Genomic DNA, 15,354 nt, shown 5'->3' on the forward strand with positions numbered 1-15,354 from the left:
GTCCGATGAGAGGATGCAAGGGATGCGCCTCCCGACTCTCCGACGCCCCCGCGCTGCCGACGGCGACTCCGCCACGGCAGGGCCGGCGCGACTCGACCGCCGCACCAAACGGCTCACCCAACGGCTGAAGCCCGGCGACGTCGCGATCATCGATCACGTCGACATCGACCGGGTCGCCGGCGACGCGCTGGTGGCGTCGGGCTGCTCGGCGGTGATCAACGCGTCGCCGAGCATCTCCGGCCGCTATCCCAACCTCGGCCCCGAGGTGATCGTCGGCGCGGGCATTCCGCTCGTCGACGCGGTCGGCCAGGAGATCTTCGACCGGGTCCGCGAGGGCCAGCGGATCCGGATCGACGGGTCGAGCATCTACCTCGGTGACGAGCTGGTCGCGACCGGTCAGCGGCAGGACACCGAGTCGGTGGCCGCGGCGATGACCGAGGCCAAGGCCGGGCTGTCGGTGCAGCTCGAGGCGTTCGCCGCGAACACGATGGAGTACATGAAGCGGGAGCGCGACCTCCTGCTCGACGGCGTCGGCGTCCCGGAGATCCGGACGCCGATCGACGGCAGGCACTGTCTGATCGTGGTCCGCGGGTACGACTACCGCGAGGACCTGGAGGTGCTGGGCTCGTACATCCGCGAGTTCCGGCCGGTGCTGATCGGCGTCGACGGTGGTGCGGACGCGCTGGTGGAGGCCGGTTACACCCCCGACCTGATCGTCGGCGACATGGACTCGGTCTCCGACGACGTCCTGCGCTGCGGCGCCGAGGTCGTCGTGCACGCGTATCCGGACGGACGCGCGCCCGGCCTCGCCAGGGTCGACCGGCTCGGCGTCCGCGCGGTGGTGTTCCCGGCGGCGGCGACCAGCGAGGACATCGCGATGCTGCTGGCCGACGAGCGGGGGGCGACGCTCATCGTCGCGGTCGGGACGCACGCCACGCTGGTCGAATTCCTCGACAAGGGACGCGCCGGGATGGCGTCGACGTTCCTGACCCGGTTGCGGGTCGGCGGCAAGCTGGTGGACGCGAAGGGAGTGAGTCGCCTCTACCGGCAACGAGTGTCTTCGATGTCCCTGTTCGTCCTGATCGCCGCCGCGCTGTGCGCGATGGCTGCGGCACTCGCGATCTCGACGGTCGGTCGCACCTCCCTGCAACTGCTCGCCGAGCAGTGGGACAACTTGGTCTTCCAGCTGCAGAGGCTCTTCTCGTGATCAACTTCCGCTACCACGTGGTCTCGTTGACCGCGGTCTTCCTCGCGCTCGCCGTGGGGCTGGTACTCGGCACGGCCGCGCTGAACGGCACCGTGCAGAACCAGATCTCCGAGCAGGTGAGCGGCCTGCGCAACAGCAACGGCCAGCTGCGTGACCAGGTCGAGGAACTGCAGGCCAGAGCGGCGTCGCAGGACGAGTTCACGCGGCAGATCGCGCCCGTGCTGCTGGCCGGGAAGCTCACCGGCAAGAGCGTGCTCGTGGTCAGCGGCCCGACCGCCGACAACGACGAGCGCGACAAGGTCGTCGACATGCTGAAGAAGGCCGGCGCGACGATCACCGGCGAGATGCGGCTGCGCAAGGACTTCACCGACCCGAACAAGGACGACGCCCTGCAGGACCTCACCGCCCGGGTCACGCCGCCCGCCGTGACCACGCTGCCGAACAACGGCGTCGGCGTCGAGACCGCGTCCGCGCTGCTGGCCACGGTGCTGCTCGCGAACAAGGCGCCGATCACGCCGGACAGCCGCACCAGGATTCTGACCGGATACGAGAGCCTCGGCGTACTCGATCTGGAAGGCAAGGTGAGCGACGTGCCGCCCACCGCGGTCGTGATCGTCGCCGGCGCGCCGGAGACCGGCAGCGACGCCGAGGACCGCAACACCGCGTTCCTGGAGGCCGTGAAGCAGTTCGACGTGGTGGCGTCGCAGATGGTGCTGGCGGCGCCGACGGCCGCGGGCGCGGGCAACCCGGTCGCGGCCGTGAGGGACGACGGTACGCTGGCGAAGACCATCTCGACCGTGGACGGGGTGTCGCTCGCGGAGGGCCAGGTGGCCACCGCCATGGCGCTGACCGAGCAGTTCACCGGCCGCGCCGGGCACTACGGCACCGGTAGCGGCGCGAGCGCGCGAATCCCCACGCTCCGCAGCTGAGTAGCCGCGCAACGCCGCCTCACCGCGCGAGGACCCGGGCGCGGTGAGTTGCCTGACGAGGAGGACACGTGCCCGCCGCACGTCGTTTTGTCACCGCGGCTGCGGCAGCGGTGGCCACCCGTGCTCTGCAGCGCGCCGGTACGCGGCTGCCCGCGCCGATCACCGAGGCGTTGGCCCGCACGAACCACCGCGGTGAGCCGGTGACGCTCGCCGAGGGCCCGGTGGTGGCGCTCGGCGCCGCGCTCGCGGCGGCCGCGTTCGCCGCCCCTCGCCGGACCGCGGTGGCCGCGGCGGTCGCCGGTCTGGGGTCCGCGGTCGTGGGTGCGTACGACGACATCGTCGGGGCCCGCCCGGAGCAGCGCGCCGACAAGGGCTTCCGCGGGCACCTGCTGGCGCTGCGCGAGGGCCGGGTCAGCGCGGGTGCGGTGAAGGTGGCCGGGGTCGGGGTGAGCGCGCTGGTCGCCGGGACGGTGCTGGGTGCGTCTGAGCGTCGGGGGCCGCTGGGAGCTGCGGTCGACACCGCGCTGGCGGCGACCGTGATCGCCGGCGCGGCGAACGTCGTCAACCTGTTCGACCTGCGCCCGGGGCGCGCGCTGAAGGTCAGCCTGCTGGCTGCCGCGCCGTTGCTGGGCCCGGGGCGCGACGGCTCCGCCGTCGTGGCATCCGCGGTCACTGGTGCGGCGGTCGCCGCGCTCCCCGACGACCTGGGCGAGCGAAGCATGCTGGGGGACGCCGGGGCGAACGCGCTCGGGGCGTTGCTGGGCGTCGCCGCGGCGGCCCGGCTCGGCCGCCCCGGTCGTGCGCTCACCGCCGCCGGGCTGATCGGGCTGATGGCGGCGAGCGAGCGGGTCAGCTTCACCGCGGTGATCGCCCGGACGCCCGCGCTGAACACGATCGACCTCTGGGGCCGCCGCCCCGCCGCGCCCGCCCCCGCCGCGGAGACCGCCACGGAGACCGCCGCGGAGACCGCCACGGAGACCGCCGCGGAGATCGCGGCGCCCGCGCCCACGCCTGCGCCCGCAGCCGCGCCCACGCCCACGCCCGCCGCCGCGCCCGCGCCCGCAGTCCTGCCCGCGCGCGGGACCGCCGCGGAGACCGCGGCGCCCGCAGCCATGGCAGCAGCCGGATCGCCCGGGAATGAGCCTGCCGCCGAAGCGCCAGCCGCCGACTCGTCGGCGGCCGAGGTCACGGCGGCACCGACGTCACCGCGCACGGGGGAGCCGGGGCCGGGCGCCGGAGGGCGGTGACCGTGCCCGACACCGCGGCGGCCCCCGACGACACCGGGACGCCGCCCGTGCCACCGTCGCCGGACGGCCCGTCGGACGGCCCGTCGGACGGCCCGGGGGACGGCCCGTCGGACGGCCCGTCGGACGGCCCGTCGGACGGCCCGTCGGACGGCCCGGTGGACGGCCTGCCGGACGGCTCGGCGGACGGCTCGGCGGACGGCGGGGGGAGCGGCGCCGGGAAGCGGCGGGTCACCCGCTCGCTGCTCGGTGCCGCCGGACTGATCGCCGGTCTCACGATTCTGGCCCGGATCATCGGCTTCGGACGGATCGTCGTCTTCACCGGGACGGTCGGCTACCACGGCGTCGGCGACATCTACCAGGTCGTCAACACGATCCCGAACATCGTGTTCGAGATCGTCGCCGGGGGCGCGCTCGCGGCCGTCGTCGTCCCGCTGCTGGCAGGCGCCGCCGACCGGGGCGCACGCGAGACCGTCGACCAGGTGACGTCCGCGCTCCTCACCTGGGTCATCGTGCTGCTCGCGCCGCTCGCGGTCGTGGTCAGCCTCGCCGCGGGCCCGATCGTCGCCGCGCTGCTCGGCCCGGAAGCGAGCGCCGCCGACGGTGAGTTCGGCCGGCTGCTGCTGCGGGTGTTCGCGCCGCAGCTCGTCCTCTACGGCGTCGGGATCGTGCTCACCGGCGTCCTGCAGGCGCACCGCCGCTTCGCCGGGCCCGCGCTGGCACCGCTGCTCTCCAGCGTGACGGTCATCGCCGCGTACCTGGTCTACGGACGCCTGGAGAGCGGTGCGGAGACCGCCGCCGAGGTCGGCCGCACCGGGCAGCTCGTGCTGGCGGTCGGCACCACGCTCGGCGTCGTCGTGCTCTCGCTCAGCCTGCTCGTGCCGCTGCGGGGCACCGGCGTCCGGATCCGGCCGACGCTGAGGTTTCCGGCGGGCTCGGTCGACCGGGTCCGGCGGCTGGTCGGCAGCGGCGTCGCGACGGTCGTCGGGCAGCAGCTGGCATTGCTGATCGCGCTGCTGCTGGCCAAGCGGTGGTCGGCGCCGGACGGCTCGGTCGTCGTGTTCACGATGGCCCAGACCGTGTTCCTGCTCCCGTGGGCGGTGCTGGCGGTGCCGCTGGCCACGTCGGCCTACCCGCGGCTGGTCGCGGCCTGGGAGGGGTCCGACCACGACGCGTACCGGCGCACGCTGCGGACGACCGTGCACGGCGTCCTGATCCTCTGCGCGCTGGCCACCGCCGCGCTGATCGCGGGCGCCGAACCGGTGGCCGCTCTCGTCACCGCGGCCGGCGACGGCGACGCCAGCAGGCGCGCAGTGGCTCTCGGCATCGCGTTCTTCGCACCGGGCCTGCTCGGGTACGGGCTGTTCGCGCTGCTCTCCCGCGCGCTCTACGCCGCCGAGCGGCCCGGGCCCGCCGCCGCTGCGGTACTCGGCGGCTGGGCCGCCACCGCGATCGCGGACGTCGTCCTCGTGTTCACCGTGCCCGCCGAGTACCGGGTCGCGGCGCTCGCGGCGGGCAACACGATCGGCATGACCGTGCTCGGCGTGGCCCTGCTGGTGCTGGCCGCGCGCCGGGCCGGACCGGGGACGTTCCGCGGCACCGGGCGGCTCGCGCTGGCCCTGGCACCGGCGACCGCGGTGGCCGCCGCCGCGGGCGCCTGGGCCGCGTCGGCGGTGCCGGGAGAGAGCCTGCTCGCCGCCGTCGGCGCGGGCGCGCTGGCCGCGGTGGTGGTCCTCGTGCTGTTCGGAGGCCTTTTGCGATCCGTCGGTCGGCTGGTCGGGGCCGAGACGGCCGTACCACTACCCCGACCCGGGCGTCCTCGGCGAAAGTGACCAGGCATGCTGGGACCACAGGTTTAACGACCGACCACGAAGGAGTGAAGACGTGAGCAGCGGACGGCCACGGGTAGCGCTGGTGCTCGCGTCGAGCACGGGCGGCGTCGGGCGTCACGTCCGGTCGCTCACCGAGCAGCTGGTGAAGTCCGGCCATCGCGTGGACGTGTACGGCCCGGCCGCCACCGAGGAGCTGTTCGGCTTCCGGGCGGTCGGTGCCGGGTTCGCGCCGCTGGAGATCCCGGCCCGCCCGCATCCGCTCCGGGACGCGACCGCGGTCGCCACGCTCCGCCGTCGCGTGCGGGCCGACCGTCCGGACGTGGTGCACGCGCACGGGCTGCGTGCCGGTCTGGTGGCCGCCGCGGCCGGCCGGCGCCCGCTCGTCGTCACCTGGCACAACATGTTGATGCCGACGCAGGCCCGCAACCCGGTGCTGCGCGGCCTGGAACGCGTCGTGGCCCGGTCCGCGGACCTCACGCTCACCGCCTCCGACGACCTCATCGCCCGGGTGCTGCGCCTCGGCGGGCGGGACGTCCGCCCCGGCCCGGTGGCCGCACCGACGCTCGATCCACCGACCAAAACCCGGGACCAGGTCAGAGCGGAGCTCGGCGTCGACGGCCCGCTCGTGCTCACCGTCGGCCGCCTGCACCCGCAGAAGCGCCTGGACGTGCTGATCGACGCGTCGGCCGGGTGGGCACCGGCGACCGTCGTGATCGCCGGGAGCGGTCCGGAGGAGAACGCGCTCCGCACGCGGGCCGCCGAGCACAACGCGCCGGTGCGGTTCCTCGGGCACCGCACCGACGTCGCGGAGCTGCTCGCGGCGTGCGATGTCGCGGTGGTCACCAGCGACTGGGAAGCGCGCCAGCTGTTCGCGCAGGAGACTCTGCGGGCCGGGCGCCCGCTGGTGGCGACCGCGGTGGGCGGTGTCCCCGGCCTGGTCGGCGACGGCGCCCGGCTGGTCCCGCCCGGTGACCCGAAGGCCGTCGGTGCGGCGGTCCGGGCTCTTCTGGACGATCCGGACGCGGCCGCGACGCTGGCCGCGCGCGGCGCCGAGGTCGCGGCGTCCTGGCCGGACGAAGCCACGGTCGCCGCCCACGCCGCGGCCGTCTACGCCGAGCTCCGTGGGGTCCCGTCCGCCAGCGGGGCGCCCTCGTGAAAGCCGGACGAAGCGGGCCAGGGCCCTTCACCGGCGTCCCGGGGGAGCGGCCGGTCTCGCTGCTGCTCCGGGTCGCGGCGGTGTGCGCGGTCGTGGTCATCGCCGCGATCACCGGCATCACCGCGGTGCCGGGGCTACCGGTGGCGGCGCCCAGCGCGGTGACCGCACCGACCGACCACGTCGTCGTGGTCGGGGTCAGCGGCCTGCGGTGGGACGACGTCGACGAACGCCGCACCCCGACGCTCTGGCGCCTGCTCGGCGACGGCAGTGCCGGCGCGCTGTCGGTGCGGGCGGCCGGCGCGCTCACCTGCCCGGCCGACGGCTGGGTGACGCTCGGCGCGGGCAACCGCGGACGCGGACCGCGGCACGGCATGTCCTGCCCGGCCCGGTTCCCGCTGCAGGCGCCGGTCACCACCCGGGCGGAGGGCGCGCGCCTGCCCGACCAGGACGCGCTGCTGGCCCGCAACAGCGAGCTGTCCCAGGGCACCCAGCCGGGTGCCCTGGCCGACGGCGTCCGGTGCGTGACCGCGGTCGGGTCGGGCGCGGCGGTCGCCGCCGCCCACCCCAGCGGCCGCATCGACCGGTACACGCCGACGCTGCCCGCCGACCCGACCGAACTGCTCACCCGCTGCCCGGTGACGCTGGTCGAGGCGCCGACGATCGCGGAGACCACCGCGCGCGACCACCAGGCGTCGACGATGGACGCGCTGATCGGACGGGTGGACGCTGCCCGGCCGCCCGGCTCGCTGCTGATCGTCGTCGGCGTCGCCGACACCGGCGACACCCCGCGCCTGCACGTCGTCCTCGCGGTCGGCCCCGGCTTCGAGCCGGGCGCCGAACTCACGTCGCCGACGACCGGCAAGGCGCCGTTCGTTCAGCTGATGGACATCGCCCCGACCGCGATCTCCGCGCTCGGCCTCGACCCGGTGCCGTCGATGAACGGCGTCGCGATGGTGAGCGCCGGAACGCAGGCGGCGACTCCGGCCGGTGAGATCGCCCGGCTGGTCGACCAGGATCGGGCCGCCGCGGTGCAGCGGCCGCTGGTGCAGCCGTTCTTCACGGTGATGGTCGTCGCGGTGATCGCCCTGCTCGTGCTGTCCTGGCGGCTGGTGTTCCGGCGCTGGCACACGGTGGTCGCCCAGGCGATCCCGGCGCCGCTGACCAAGGGTGCGGCCGGGAAACGCACACCCGGACGGCCCCGCTGGCCACGGACGATCGAGGTCGTCGAGGTCCTCGCGGTCGTGTTGGCCACGGTGCCGGTGGCGGCGTTCGCCGCGAACATCGTCCCGTGGTGGCGGTCGGATCACCCGCTGTTCGTCTGCATCACGCTGATCCTGGCCGGGATGACCGCGCTGACCGGACTCGCCTACGGCGGCCCCTGGCGGGGGCGGCCCACCGGTCCGATCGGCTGCGTCGCGGTGGGTACCGCGCTGGTGCTCGCCGCCGACGTGCTCACCGGCAGCAACCTGCAGCTCAACGCGCTCCCCGGGTACTCGCCGCTGGTCGCGGGCCGGTTCACCGGCTTCGGCAACCTCGCGTTCGGCGTCTTCGCGGCCGGCGTCCTGATCGGCATCGGCTGCCTGGCCCAGGCCGTGCCCGGCTGGCGCCGCCCGACGCTGTTCACGGTGGCCGGCGCCGCCGCCGTGCTGATCGTCGGCGCGCCCGGGTGGGGCGCCGACATCGGGGGCATCCTGGCGCTGACGCCGGCGGTGCTGCTGGCCGCGGTCCGGCTGAGCGGGCGGCGGGTGTCCGGCGGTGTCGTCGCGGGCGCCGCGGTGGCCGCGCTCGGCACCGTGTCGGCGTTCGCCGCCGCCGATTACGCCCGGCCCGAGGAGGACCGGTCACACCTGGGCCGGTTCGTCGCCCAGCTGCTCGACGGCTCGGCGGGCACCGTGATCCAGCGGAAGGCGGAGGCCAACGTCAACCTGCTGCTGACCAGCCAGCTGACGCTCCTCGTGCTGGCGGTCGCGGTGTTCGTCACGTTCGTCCTGCTGGTGCCGACCGGTCGGCTCCGCCGGGTGCTCGGCCTCTACCCGGCCGTGCGGGCGGGGCTGGTCGGGCTGCTCGTCGCGGCGGTGCTCGGCTTCGGGCTGAACGACTCCGGCGTCGCGGTCCCCGCGTTCGCCGTGATGGTGGCGGTGCCGCTCGCGATCGCGCTGACGATCCGGGTGGCTCTCGCCGGGCAGCGACCGGTCCGCCGGGAGCTGCCGCTCTGGTCCCCGGAGGTGGCGCCCCCGCTGCTGCCGTCGGACCACGGTCCGGACGCCGGTGGCACGACCGCCGACGCTCCGGACCCCGAACCGGACAACCCCCCTTCGACAGGCGGAGAACCCGTTGTGCCTGAGGCCAGCCCGGTGAGTGCCCAGTCCGAGAACGCCGACCCCGACGCCGAAGCCGCGCCCGCACCACCGTCCCAGCGGCCACCGACCCGGGACGCCGAGAGCGTGGCCCCGAGCGGCCGGGGGACGCGGTGAGCGGTCACGCTGCACCGTTCCACCGGTTGGGGTTCGCGGTCGCGATCGTGCTGCTCGCGCTGCTCGGAACCGCCGTCCCCGCCGCGGCGGGCCCGCGCGCCGAGACGATCCGCTCGAACGCCGTCGTCGTGGTCGGCATCGCCGGCCTGCAGTGGTCCGACGTGGCCACCGGCCGCACGCCGACGCTGGCCCGGCTGGCGTCCTCCGGCTCGGTCGGGACGCTCTCGGTGCGCGCCGCGCCGGCCGTCACCTGCGTCGGCGAGGGCTGGCTGACGCTGGGCGCCGGTCGCTCGGCGGCCATCGTCGAGCCCTCGGACATCGACACCGCGGAAGGCTGCGGACCACGGACCGCACCCCCGGTGAGCAGCCGGAACACCGGCTCCGGCGCGTCGATCGACGGCTGGGAGGACCTCGCGGAGCTCAACCGGCAGCTCCGCTTCGGTGCCAAGCCGGGCCTGCTCGGTACCCGGCTGACCTGCGCCGGTGCCGTCGGGACCGGTGGCGCGCTGGCCGCGGCCGACTCCTCCGGCAACGTCGACGTCTACCGCGCCACGCTGCCGGACGACCCGGCGCCGCTGCTGCGCGCCTGCCCGCTCACCGCGGTCGACCTGGGTGCGCTCCCGGACGCCGCTGGTGACGGCCGAAACGCGGCGCTGCGACGGGCCGACGCCGCCCTGGCCCGCGTTGAGGCGGCCCGCCCGGAGAACTCCACGCTGCTGGTCGTCGGGGTCTCCGACACCGACGCGACCGACGGCCGCCTGCACGTGGCGATCGCCGACGGCCCCGGCTTCGACCGCGGCTGGCTGCGTTCGTCCAGCACCGGCCGGATGCCGTACCTGCAGCTGGTGGACATCGCCCCGACCGTGCTCGCGGCGCTCGACGAGCCGGTGCCCGAGGACATCGCCGGCCGGCCGGTGTTCCGCTCGACCGAGACCCGGTCCGAGAGCTTCGCTACGACCCGCGCGGCGCTGGTTGATGCCGACACCGCCGCGGTGGCCCGTAAGCACCTCGTAGGCACGTTCCTGGCCGGTTTCGCGGTGCTCTGCGCGGTGGTCTACGGCATCGCCGCGCTGCTGCTGCGACGGCGTCCCGCGGTGGACGACCCGCTGCGCCGCCGGGCCTCGGTCGCGATCACCGCGCTGAGCGCGTTCCCGGTGGCCACGTTCCTCGCGAATACCGTGCCGTGGTGGCGGGCGGACCCCACGACCCCGGCGCTGGCGGCGGCGATCCTCGGCGCGATGGCGCTGGTCACGGCCGTCGCGGTGGCACCACCGTGGGGCCGCACCGCCACCGGCCGCCTGGCCGCGGTCAGCGCGGTGACCGTCGTGGTCCTGCTCGCGGACGTGATGACCGGCGCCCGCCTGCAGCTCAACAGCCTCCTCGGTTACACCGCGCTGGAGGGCGGCCGGTACGTGGGCTTCGGCAACGTCGCGTTCGCGGTGCTCGGCGCGTCCGCGCTGCTGCTCGCCGCGGGCCTGGCCGCCGGCCGACCCAGCCGCTCGGCGGTCGCGGTGGCGCTGGCCGTCGCGGTGCCGGTGATCGTGGTCGAGGGCTCACCCGGCCTCGGAACCGACTTCGGCGGCATCCTCACGCTGGTGCCGGCGTTCGGCGTCCTCGCGCTGCTGGTCGCCGGGCGCAAGGTCACCGGCCGCCGCGCCGTGGCCGTGCTGGGCGCCGGAGCCGGGCTCGTCGCGTCGCTCGCAATCGCCGACTACCTCCGCCCGGAGGAGGACCGCACCCACTTCGGCCGCTTCGTCGCCACCGTGCTCGACGGCGACGGCCTGGCCACCGTCGACCGGAAGATCCGCGCGAACCTCGACCTGCTGTTCGCCGGTCCGCACACGATCGCTGCGGCCATCCTGCTGGTCATCGCCGGGGTGGCGGTATTCCGGCCACCGGCGGGCCTGCGGGCGGCCTACCGGGCTCACCCGGGGCTGCGGACCGGCCTGCAGGTGGTCGTGGTGCTCGGCCTGCTCGGCTTCGCCGTCAACGACTCCGGGATCGCGGTCCCGGTGAACGCGGCGCTGGTGGCGCTCCCGGCAGCGGTGGCGGCCTGGTTGCGGCCCGAGCCCGGCTCCCGCTTCGGACGGACTACTGCCCCGAACGAGCCTTTGGACGACGTCCGCAGGGAAAACGGGCAGCAAACGGATGAGGGCGACCAGGCAGCTACGGAGGGTACAACCGACGGCCGGAAAACCTCGGACACGCCAGCACGCTCCGCAGGTGCACCCGCCGACGTGTTACCGTGAAATTCCGTGGGCGCGCGGGCCACCAGGCCGCGCCATTACCGCGGGAGTCCCCTTGTCGCTGTCGTCGCAGGCGACCACGCATGTCTTCGTCACCGGGGGAGTCGCATCCTCGCTCGGCAAAGGCCTGACCGCGAGCAGCCTGGGCAATCTGCTCAGCGCACGCGGGCTGCGAGTGGTCATGCAGAAGCTGGATCCGTACCTCAACGTCGACCCCGGCACGATGAACCCCTTCCAGCACGGAGAGGTGTTCGTCACCGAGGACGGGGCCGAGACCGACCTCGACGTCGGTCACTACGAGCGCTTCCTCGACACCCAGTTGCGGGCGAACGCCAACGTGACCACCGGCCAGGTGTACAGCCGGGTGATCGCGAAGGAGCGCCGCGGCGAGTACCTGGGCGACACGGTCCAGGTCATCCCGCACATCACGAACGAGATCAAGGAACGGATCCGCGGCATGGCCGCCGCCGGCCCGGACGGCGTCGTACCGGACGTGGTGATCACCGAGGTCGGCGGCACCGTCGGTGACATCGAGTCGCTGCCGTTCCTGGAGGCGATCCGGCAGGTCCGGCACGACGTCGGCCGGGACCGCGTCCTGTTCCTGCACGTCTCGCTGGTGCCGTACCTGGCCCCGAGCGGCGAACTGAAGACCAAGCCGACCCAGCACTCGGTGGCGGCGCTGCGCAACATCGGTATCCAGCCGGACGCGATCGTTTGCCGCTCGGACCGGGAGATCCCGGAGTCGCTGAAGCGCAAGATCAGCCTGATGTGTGACGTCGACGCCGACGCGGTCGTCTCGGCCTCGGACGCGGCGTCGATCTACGACATCCCGAAGGTGCTGCACCGCGAGGGCCTGGACGCATTCGTCGTGCGGCGGCTCAACCTGCCGTTCCGGGACGTCGACTGGGCCAGCTGGGACGACCTGCTCGACCGGGTGCACCGGCCGCACCACCAGGTGACGGTCGCGCTGGTCGGCAAGTACATCGACCTGCCCGACGCCTACCTGTCGGTGACCGAGGCGCTGCGCGCGGGCGGCATCGCGAACTACGCGAAGGTCGACATCCGGTGGGTCCCGGCCGACCGGTGCGCGACGCCGGCCGGTGCGGCGGCGGCGCTGGCCGACGTGGACGGCGTGCTGATCCCGGGTGGGTTCGGGGTGCGGGGCATCGAGGGCAAGCTCGGCGCGATCAAGTACGCCCGCCAGAACCGCATCCCGACGCTGGGCCTGTGCCTCGGGCTGCAGTGCATGGTGATCGAGGTGGCCCGGTCGCTGGCGAAGCTCGACGGTGCCGACTCGACCGAGTTCACGCCGGACGCCCCGCACCCGGTGATCTCCACGATGGCCGACCAGAAGGACGTCGTCGCGGGTGACCGGGACATGGGCGGCACGATGCGGCTCGGTGCGTATCCGGCTGCGTTGACGCCCGGAAGTCTCGTGGCGGACGCGTACGGGGCTACGTCGGTGTCCGAGCGTCACCGGCACCGGTACGAGGTGAACAACTCCTACCGCAAGCAGCTGTCCGCGGTCGGGCTGGAGTTCTCCGGTACCTCGCCGGACGGCACGCTGGTCGAGTTCATCGAGCTGGACCGGGAGCAGCACCCGTACTTCGTCGCCACCCAGGCGCACCCGGAGTTCAAGTCCCGCCCGACCCGGGCGCACCCGCTGTTCCGGTCGTTCGTGGCCGCGGCGCTGGAGTACAACAACGCCGGCCGGCTGCCGGTGGAGGTGCCGGTCGGGGACGCCCCGGCGGGTGCGGGTGCCCTCACGTGACATTCGAGGTGGTGTCGCGGGAGCAGCAGTTCTCCGGCGCGGTGTTCTCGGTCGTCAGCGACGCGGTGACGATGCCGGGCGGCGAGACCGCGGTCCGGGACTGGGTGATCCACCCGGGGGCGGTGGGGGTCGTCGTGGTCGACTCCGACGAGCGGGTGCTGCTCGTTCACCAGTACCGGCACCCGGTCGGCCGGGAGCTCTGGGAGCTTCCGGCCGGCCTGCTCGACGTCGACGGCGAGGCGGCCGTGCTGACCGCGGCCCGGGAACTCGCCGAGGAGGTGGATCTGCGGGCGACGCAGTACGACGTACTGCTCGACCTGCTGACGACGCCCGGCGCGTCGAACGAGGCTATTCGGATCTACCTGGCCCGGGGGCTCTCGCCGGTGCCGGACGGCGACCGTCACGTCCGTACGGGCGAGGAGGCCACGATGAGCTCGCGGTGGTTCGCGCTCGACGAGGCCGTGGACCTGGTGCTGGCAGGCGAGATCGAGAACGCGGCAGCGGCCGCGGGAGTGCTCGCGGCGGCCGCAGCGCGCGCCCGCGGCTGGCAGGGCCTGCGCGGCACCGACGCGCCCTGGCGCGCCCGCCCCGACCGCATGTAGTGCACGGCCGCCGAGGGGCGAGCCTGACAGGCGAGCGCGAGGCCTTGAGACCACCGCAAGGTCGAGGCGGCCTCGCGCTCGACTGCCAGCCTCGTCCTCGGCGCGCTCCGCGTCAGAGCACGAGCGCCTACGGCCCAGAAAGGTAGAGCGCCGCGGCCCGAGAACGGGCCGCGGCGCTGGGGACGGTACTGCTCAGTTCGGGCGGAGCGGGCGGCCCTGGGCGTCCGTGCCGCCGTTGACGAGGATCATGATCCCGTCGATCAGCGGCCAGAGGGCACCGAGGCCACAGGTGAGCCACGTGGCCGCGATCTGACCGATCGCGATGCCGGTGTGACCGGTGTAGAACCGACCGGCGCCGAAGCTACCGAGCAGAATGCCGAGCAGTCCGGCGATCAGCTTCGACTTGTCGGAGTACGGAAGGCCGGACGCCGGGTCGACGGCGCCGTAACCCGGCTGACCGCCGGGGTAGCCGCCGGGCTGCTGCCCGCCGGGGTACTGGCCAGGAGGTGGAGAGTAGGTCATGGCGCCGCAGCGTAGTGGGCTCGGGTTAGCGCGCACGATCGGGTAGGCGACAACTGTGAATTCATGCCCGTTTTGTTGTTAATTGCCCACCGACTTGCGTCGTTTATCCTCTAGGCAAGTCACAACCTACGGGGGTTTCCAGCCACGGATTCACGACAAGCCCTCGCTGATCGTCATCGTTTCCCCACGCAACGATGTCGTCCGGCGCGGTGGTGGGGAAAGGTGGACGGCGTGAAGATCGGTGTCCCGGCAGAGGTGAAGAACCACGAGTACCGGGTCGCGTTGACCCCGGCCGGCGCGCACGAACTGGTCCGGCACGGCCACGAGGTCGTGGTCGAGGCCGGCGCGGGCCTGGGCTCCTCGGTGACCGACGACGACTTCGCCGCCGCCGGCGCGCGGATCGTCACCGGCCCGGACGCGGTCTGGGGCGAGGCCGAGCTCGTGCTCAAGGTGAAGGAGCCGATCGCCGAGGAGTACGACCGGATGCGTCCCGGTCTGACGCTCTTCACGTACCTGCACCTGGCCGCGTCGAAGGAGTGCACCGACGCGCTGGTCGACCGGAAGGTCACCGGCATCGCCTACGAGACCGTCGAGCTGGCCGACCGGTCGCTGCCGCTGCTGGCGCCGATGAGCGAGGTCGCCGGCCGGCTCGCGCCCCAGGTCGGCGCGTACCACCTGATGCGGTCGGGCGGTGGGCGCGGCACGTTGATGGGCGGGGTCTCCGGCGTCTACGCGGCGAAGACCGTCGTGATCGGCGCGGGCGTCTCCGGGATGAACGCGGCCGCGATCGCGCTCGGCATGCAGGCCGAGGTGCTGCTGCTCGACACCGACCTGAACAAGCTGCGCGCCGCCGACCGGATCTACCAGGGCCACCTGCAGACCGTGGCGTCCAACAGCTACGAGATCGAACGCGCGGTGACCGACGCCGACCTGGTGATCGGCGCGGTGCTGGTCGCGGGGGCCCGGGCACCGAAGCTCGTCTCGAACGCGCTGGTCGCCGAGATGAAGCCCGGCAGCGTTCTCGTCGACATCGCGATCGACCAGGGCGGATGCTTCGAGGACTCGCGTCCGACCACGCACGCCGAACCGACGTACCGGGTGCACGACTCGGTGTTCTACTGCGTCGCGAACATGCCTGGCGCGGTGCCGCACACCTCGACGTACGCGCTGACCAACGTGACGCTGCCCTACGTCCTGCAACTGGCGGACAAGGGCTGGCGAGACGCCCTGCGCGCCGACCCGGCGCTCGCGCTCGGCCTCAACACGTTCGACGGCCAGGTCGTCTCCGAGCCGGTGGCGGCCGCGCACGGCCGGACGGCGCTGCCACTCGCCGACGTCCTGGCCTGACGCACCGGGCGTTGTTGTCGGACC

10 protein-coding genes and 1 pseudogene are annotated in these 15,354 nt (G+C 74.0%); 10 read left to right on the forward strand and 1 reads right to left on the reverse strand.

Annotated elements, in window-relative coordinates:
* The first annotated feature begins 22 nt into the window (after positions 1 to 22).
* The 9 genes and pseudogenes from steA (at position 23) to BUB75_RS42015 (ending at position 13,461) form a co-directional block, all read left to right on the forward strand.
* The gene (steA, locus tag BUB75_RS41975) at positions 23 to 1,207 is read left to right on the forward strand and encodes a putative cytokinetic ring protein SteA (protein ID WP_073266112.1); all 1,185 of its coding nucleotides are present in this window, start codon (positions 23 to 25) and stop codon (positions 1,205 to 1,207) included.
* Entirely contained in the window at positions 1,204 to 2,136 is a 933-nt protein-coding gene (locus tag BUB75_RS41980; RefSeq protein ID WP_073266114.1) for a copper transporter, read from the forward strand. The genes steA and BUB75_RS41980 overlap by 4 nt, the downstream gene beginning before the upstream one ends.
* A 68-nt stretch (positions 2,137 to 2,204) precedes the next feature.
* A pseudogene (locus BUB75_RS41985) lies at positions 2,205 to 3,056 on the forward strand (hypothetical protein); the annotation flags it as partial.
* Positions 3,057 to 3,379: 323 nt separating this feature from the next.
* On the forward strand, positions 3,380 to 5,212 hold the full coding sequence (locus BUB75_RS41990) for a lipid II flippase MurJ (RefSeq protein WP_218618105.1): 1,833 nt from the start codon (positions 3,380 to 3,382) through the stop codon (positions 5,210 to 5,212).
* Between the two features lie 52 nt (positions 5,213 to 5,264).
* Positions 5,265 to 6,368 (forward strand): glycosyltransferase family 4 protein, encoded by a 1,104-nt coding sequence (locus tag BUB75_RS41995; RefSeq protein ID WP_073266118.1) that lies wholly within the window; start codon positions 5,265 to 5,267, stop codon positions 6,366 to 6,368.
* Complete coding sequence (locus BUB75_RS42000) at positions 6,365 to 8,842, forward strand: alkaline phosphatase family protein (protein WP_073266120.1); 2,478 nt, start codon at positions 6,365 to 6,367, stop codon at positions 8,840 to 8,842. The genes BUB75_RS41995 and BUB75_RS42000 overlap by 4 nt, the downstream gene beginning before the upstream one ends.
* Positions 8,839 to 11,091, forward strand: a complete 2,253-nt coding sequence (locus BUB75_RS42005) for a sulfatase family protein (RefSeq protein ID WP_073266122.1) — start codon at positions 8,839 to 8,841, stop codon at positions 11,089 to 11,091. Before BUB75_RS42000 ends, BUB75_RS42005 begins: the two co-directional genes overlap by 4 nt.
* A 52-nt stretch (positions 11,092 to 11,143) precedes the next feature.
* Positions 11,144 to 12,859: a CTP synthase gene (locus tag BUB75_RS42010; RefSeq protein WP_073266124.1), complete on the forward strand. Its 1,716-nt coding sequence runs from the start codon at positions 11,144 to 11,146 to the stop codon at positions 12,857 to 12,859.
* Positions 12,856 to 13,461, forward strand: coding sequence for an NUDIX domain-containing protein (locus BUB75_RS42015; protein ID WP_073266126.1), 606 nt, complete (start codon positions 12,856 to 12,858; stop codon positions 13,459 to 13,461). The genes BUB75_RS42010 and BUB75_RS42015 overlap by 4 nt, the downstream gene beginning before the upstream one ends.
* 192 nt (positions 13,462 to 13,653) lie before the next feature.
* Here BUB75_RS42015 and BUB75_RS47465 read toward each other — a convergent pair whose 3' ends face one another.
* Positions 13,654 to 13,983 (reverse strand): NINE protein, encoded by a 330-nt coding sequence (locus tag BUB75_RS47465; protein WP_084742456.1) that lies wholly within the window; start codon positions 13,981 to 13,983, stop codon positions 13,654 to 13,656.
* Positions 13,984 to 14,214: 231 nt separating this feature from the next.
* Between BUB75_RS47465 and ald the strand changes: the two genes are divergently transcribed.
* Positions 14,215 to 15,330 (forward strand): alanine dehydrogenase, encoded by a 1,116-nt coding sequence (ald, locus tag BUB75_RS42025; protein WP_073266189.1) that lies wholly within the window; start codon positions 14,215 to 14,217, stop codon positions 15,328 to 15,330.
* Positions 15,331 to 15,354: the final 24 nt, after the last annotated feature.

It is taken from the genome of Cryptosporangium aurantiacum, assembly GCF_900143005.1.
Classification (GTDB): domain Bacteria; phylum Actinomycetota; class Actinomycetes; order Mycobacteriales; family Cryptosporangiaceae; genus Cryptosporangium; species Cryptosporangium aurantiacum.

What these genes read in the sequence shown, in the direction of transcription:
- steA (WP_073266112.1), top strand. Translation starts at nt 23, where the DNA reads ATGCGCCTCCCGACTCTCCGACGCCCCCGCGCTGCCGACGGCGACTCC.
- BUB75_RS47465 (WP_084742456.1), bottom strand. Translation starts at nt 13,983, where the DNA reads ATGACCTACTCTCCACCTCCTGGCCAGTACCCCGGCGGGCAGCAGCCC.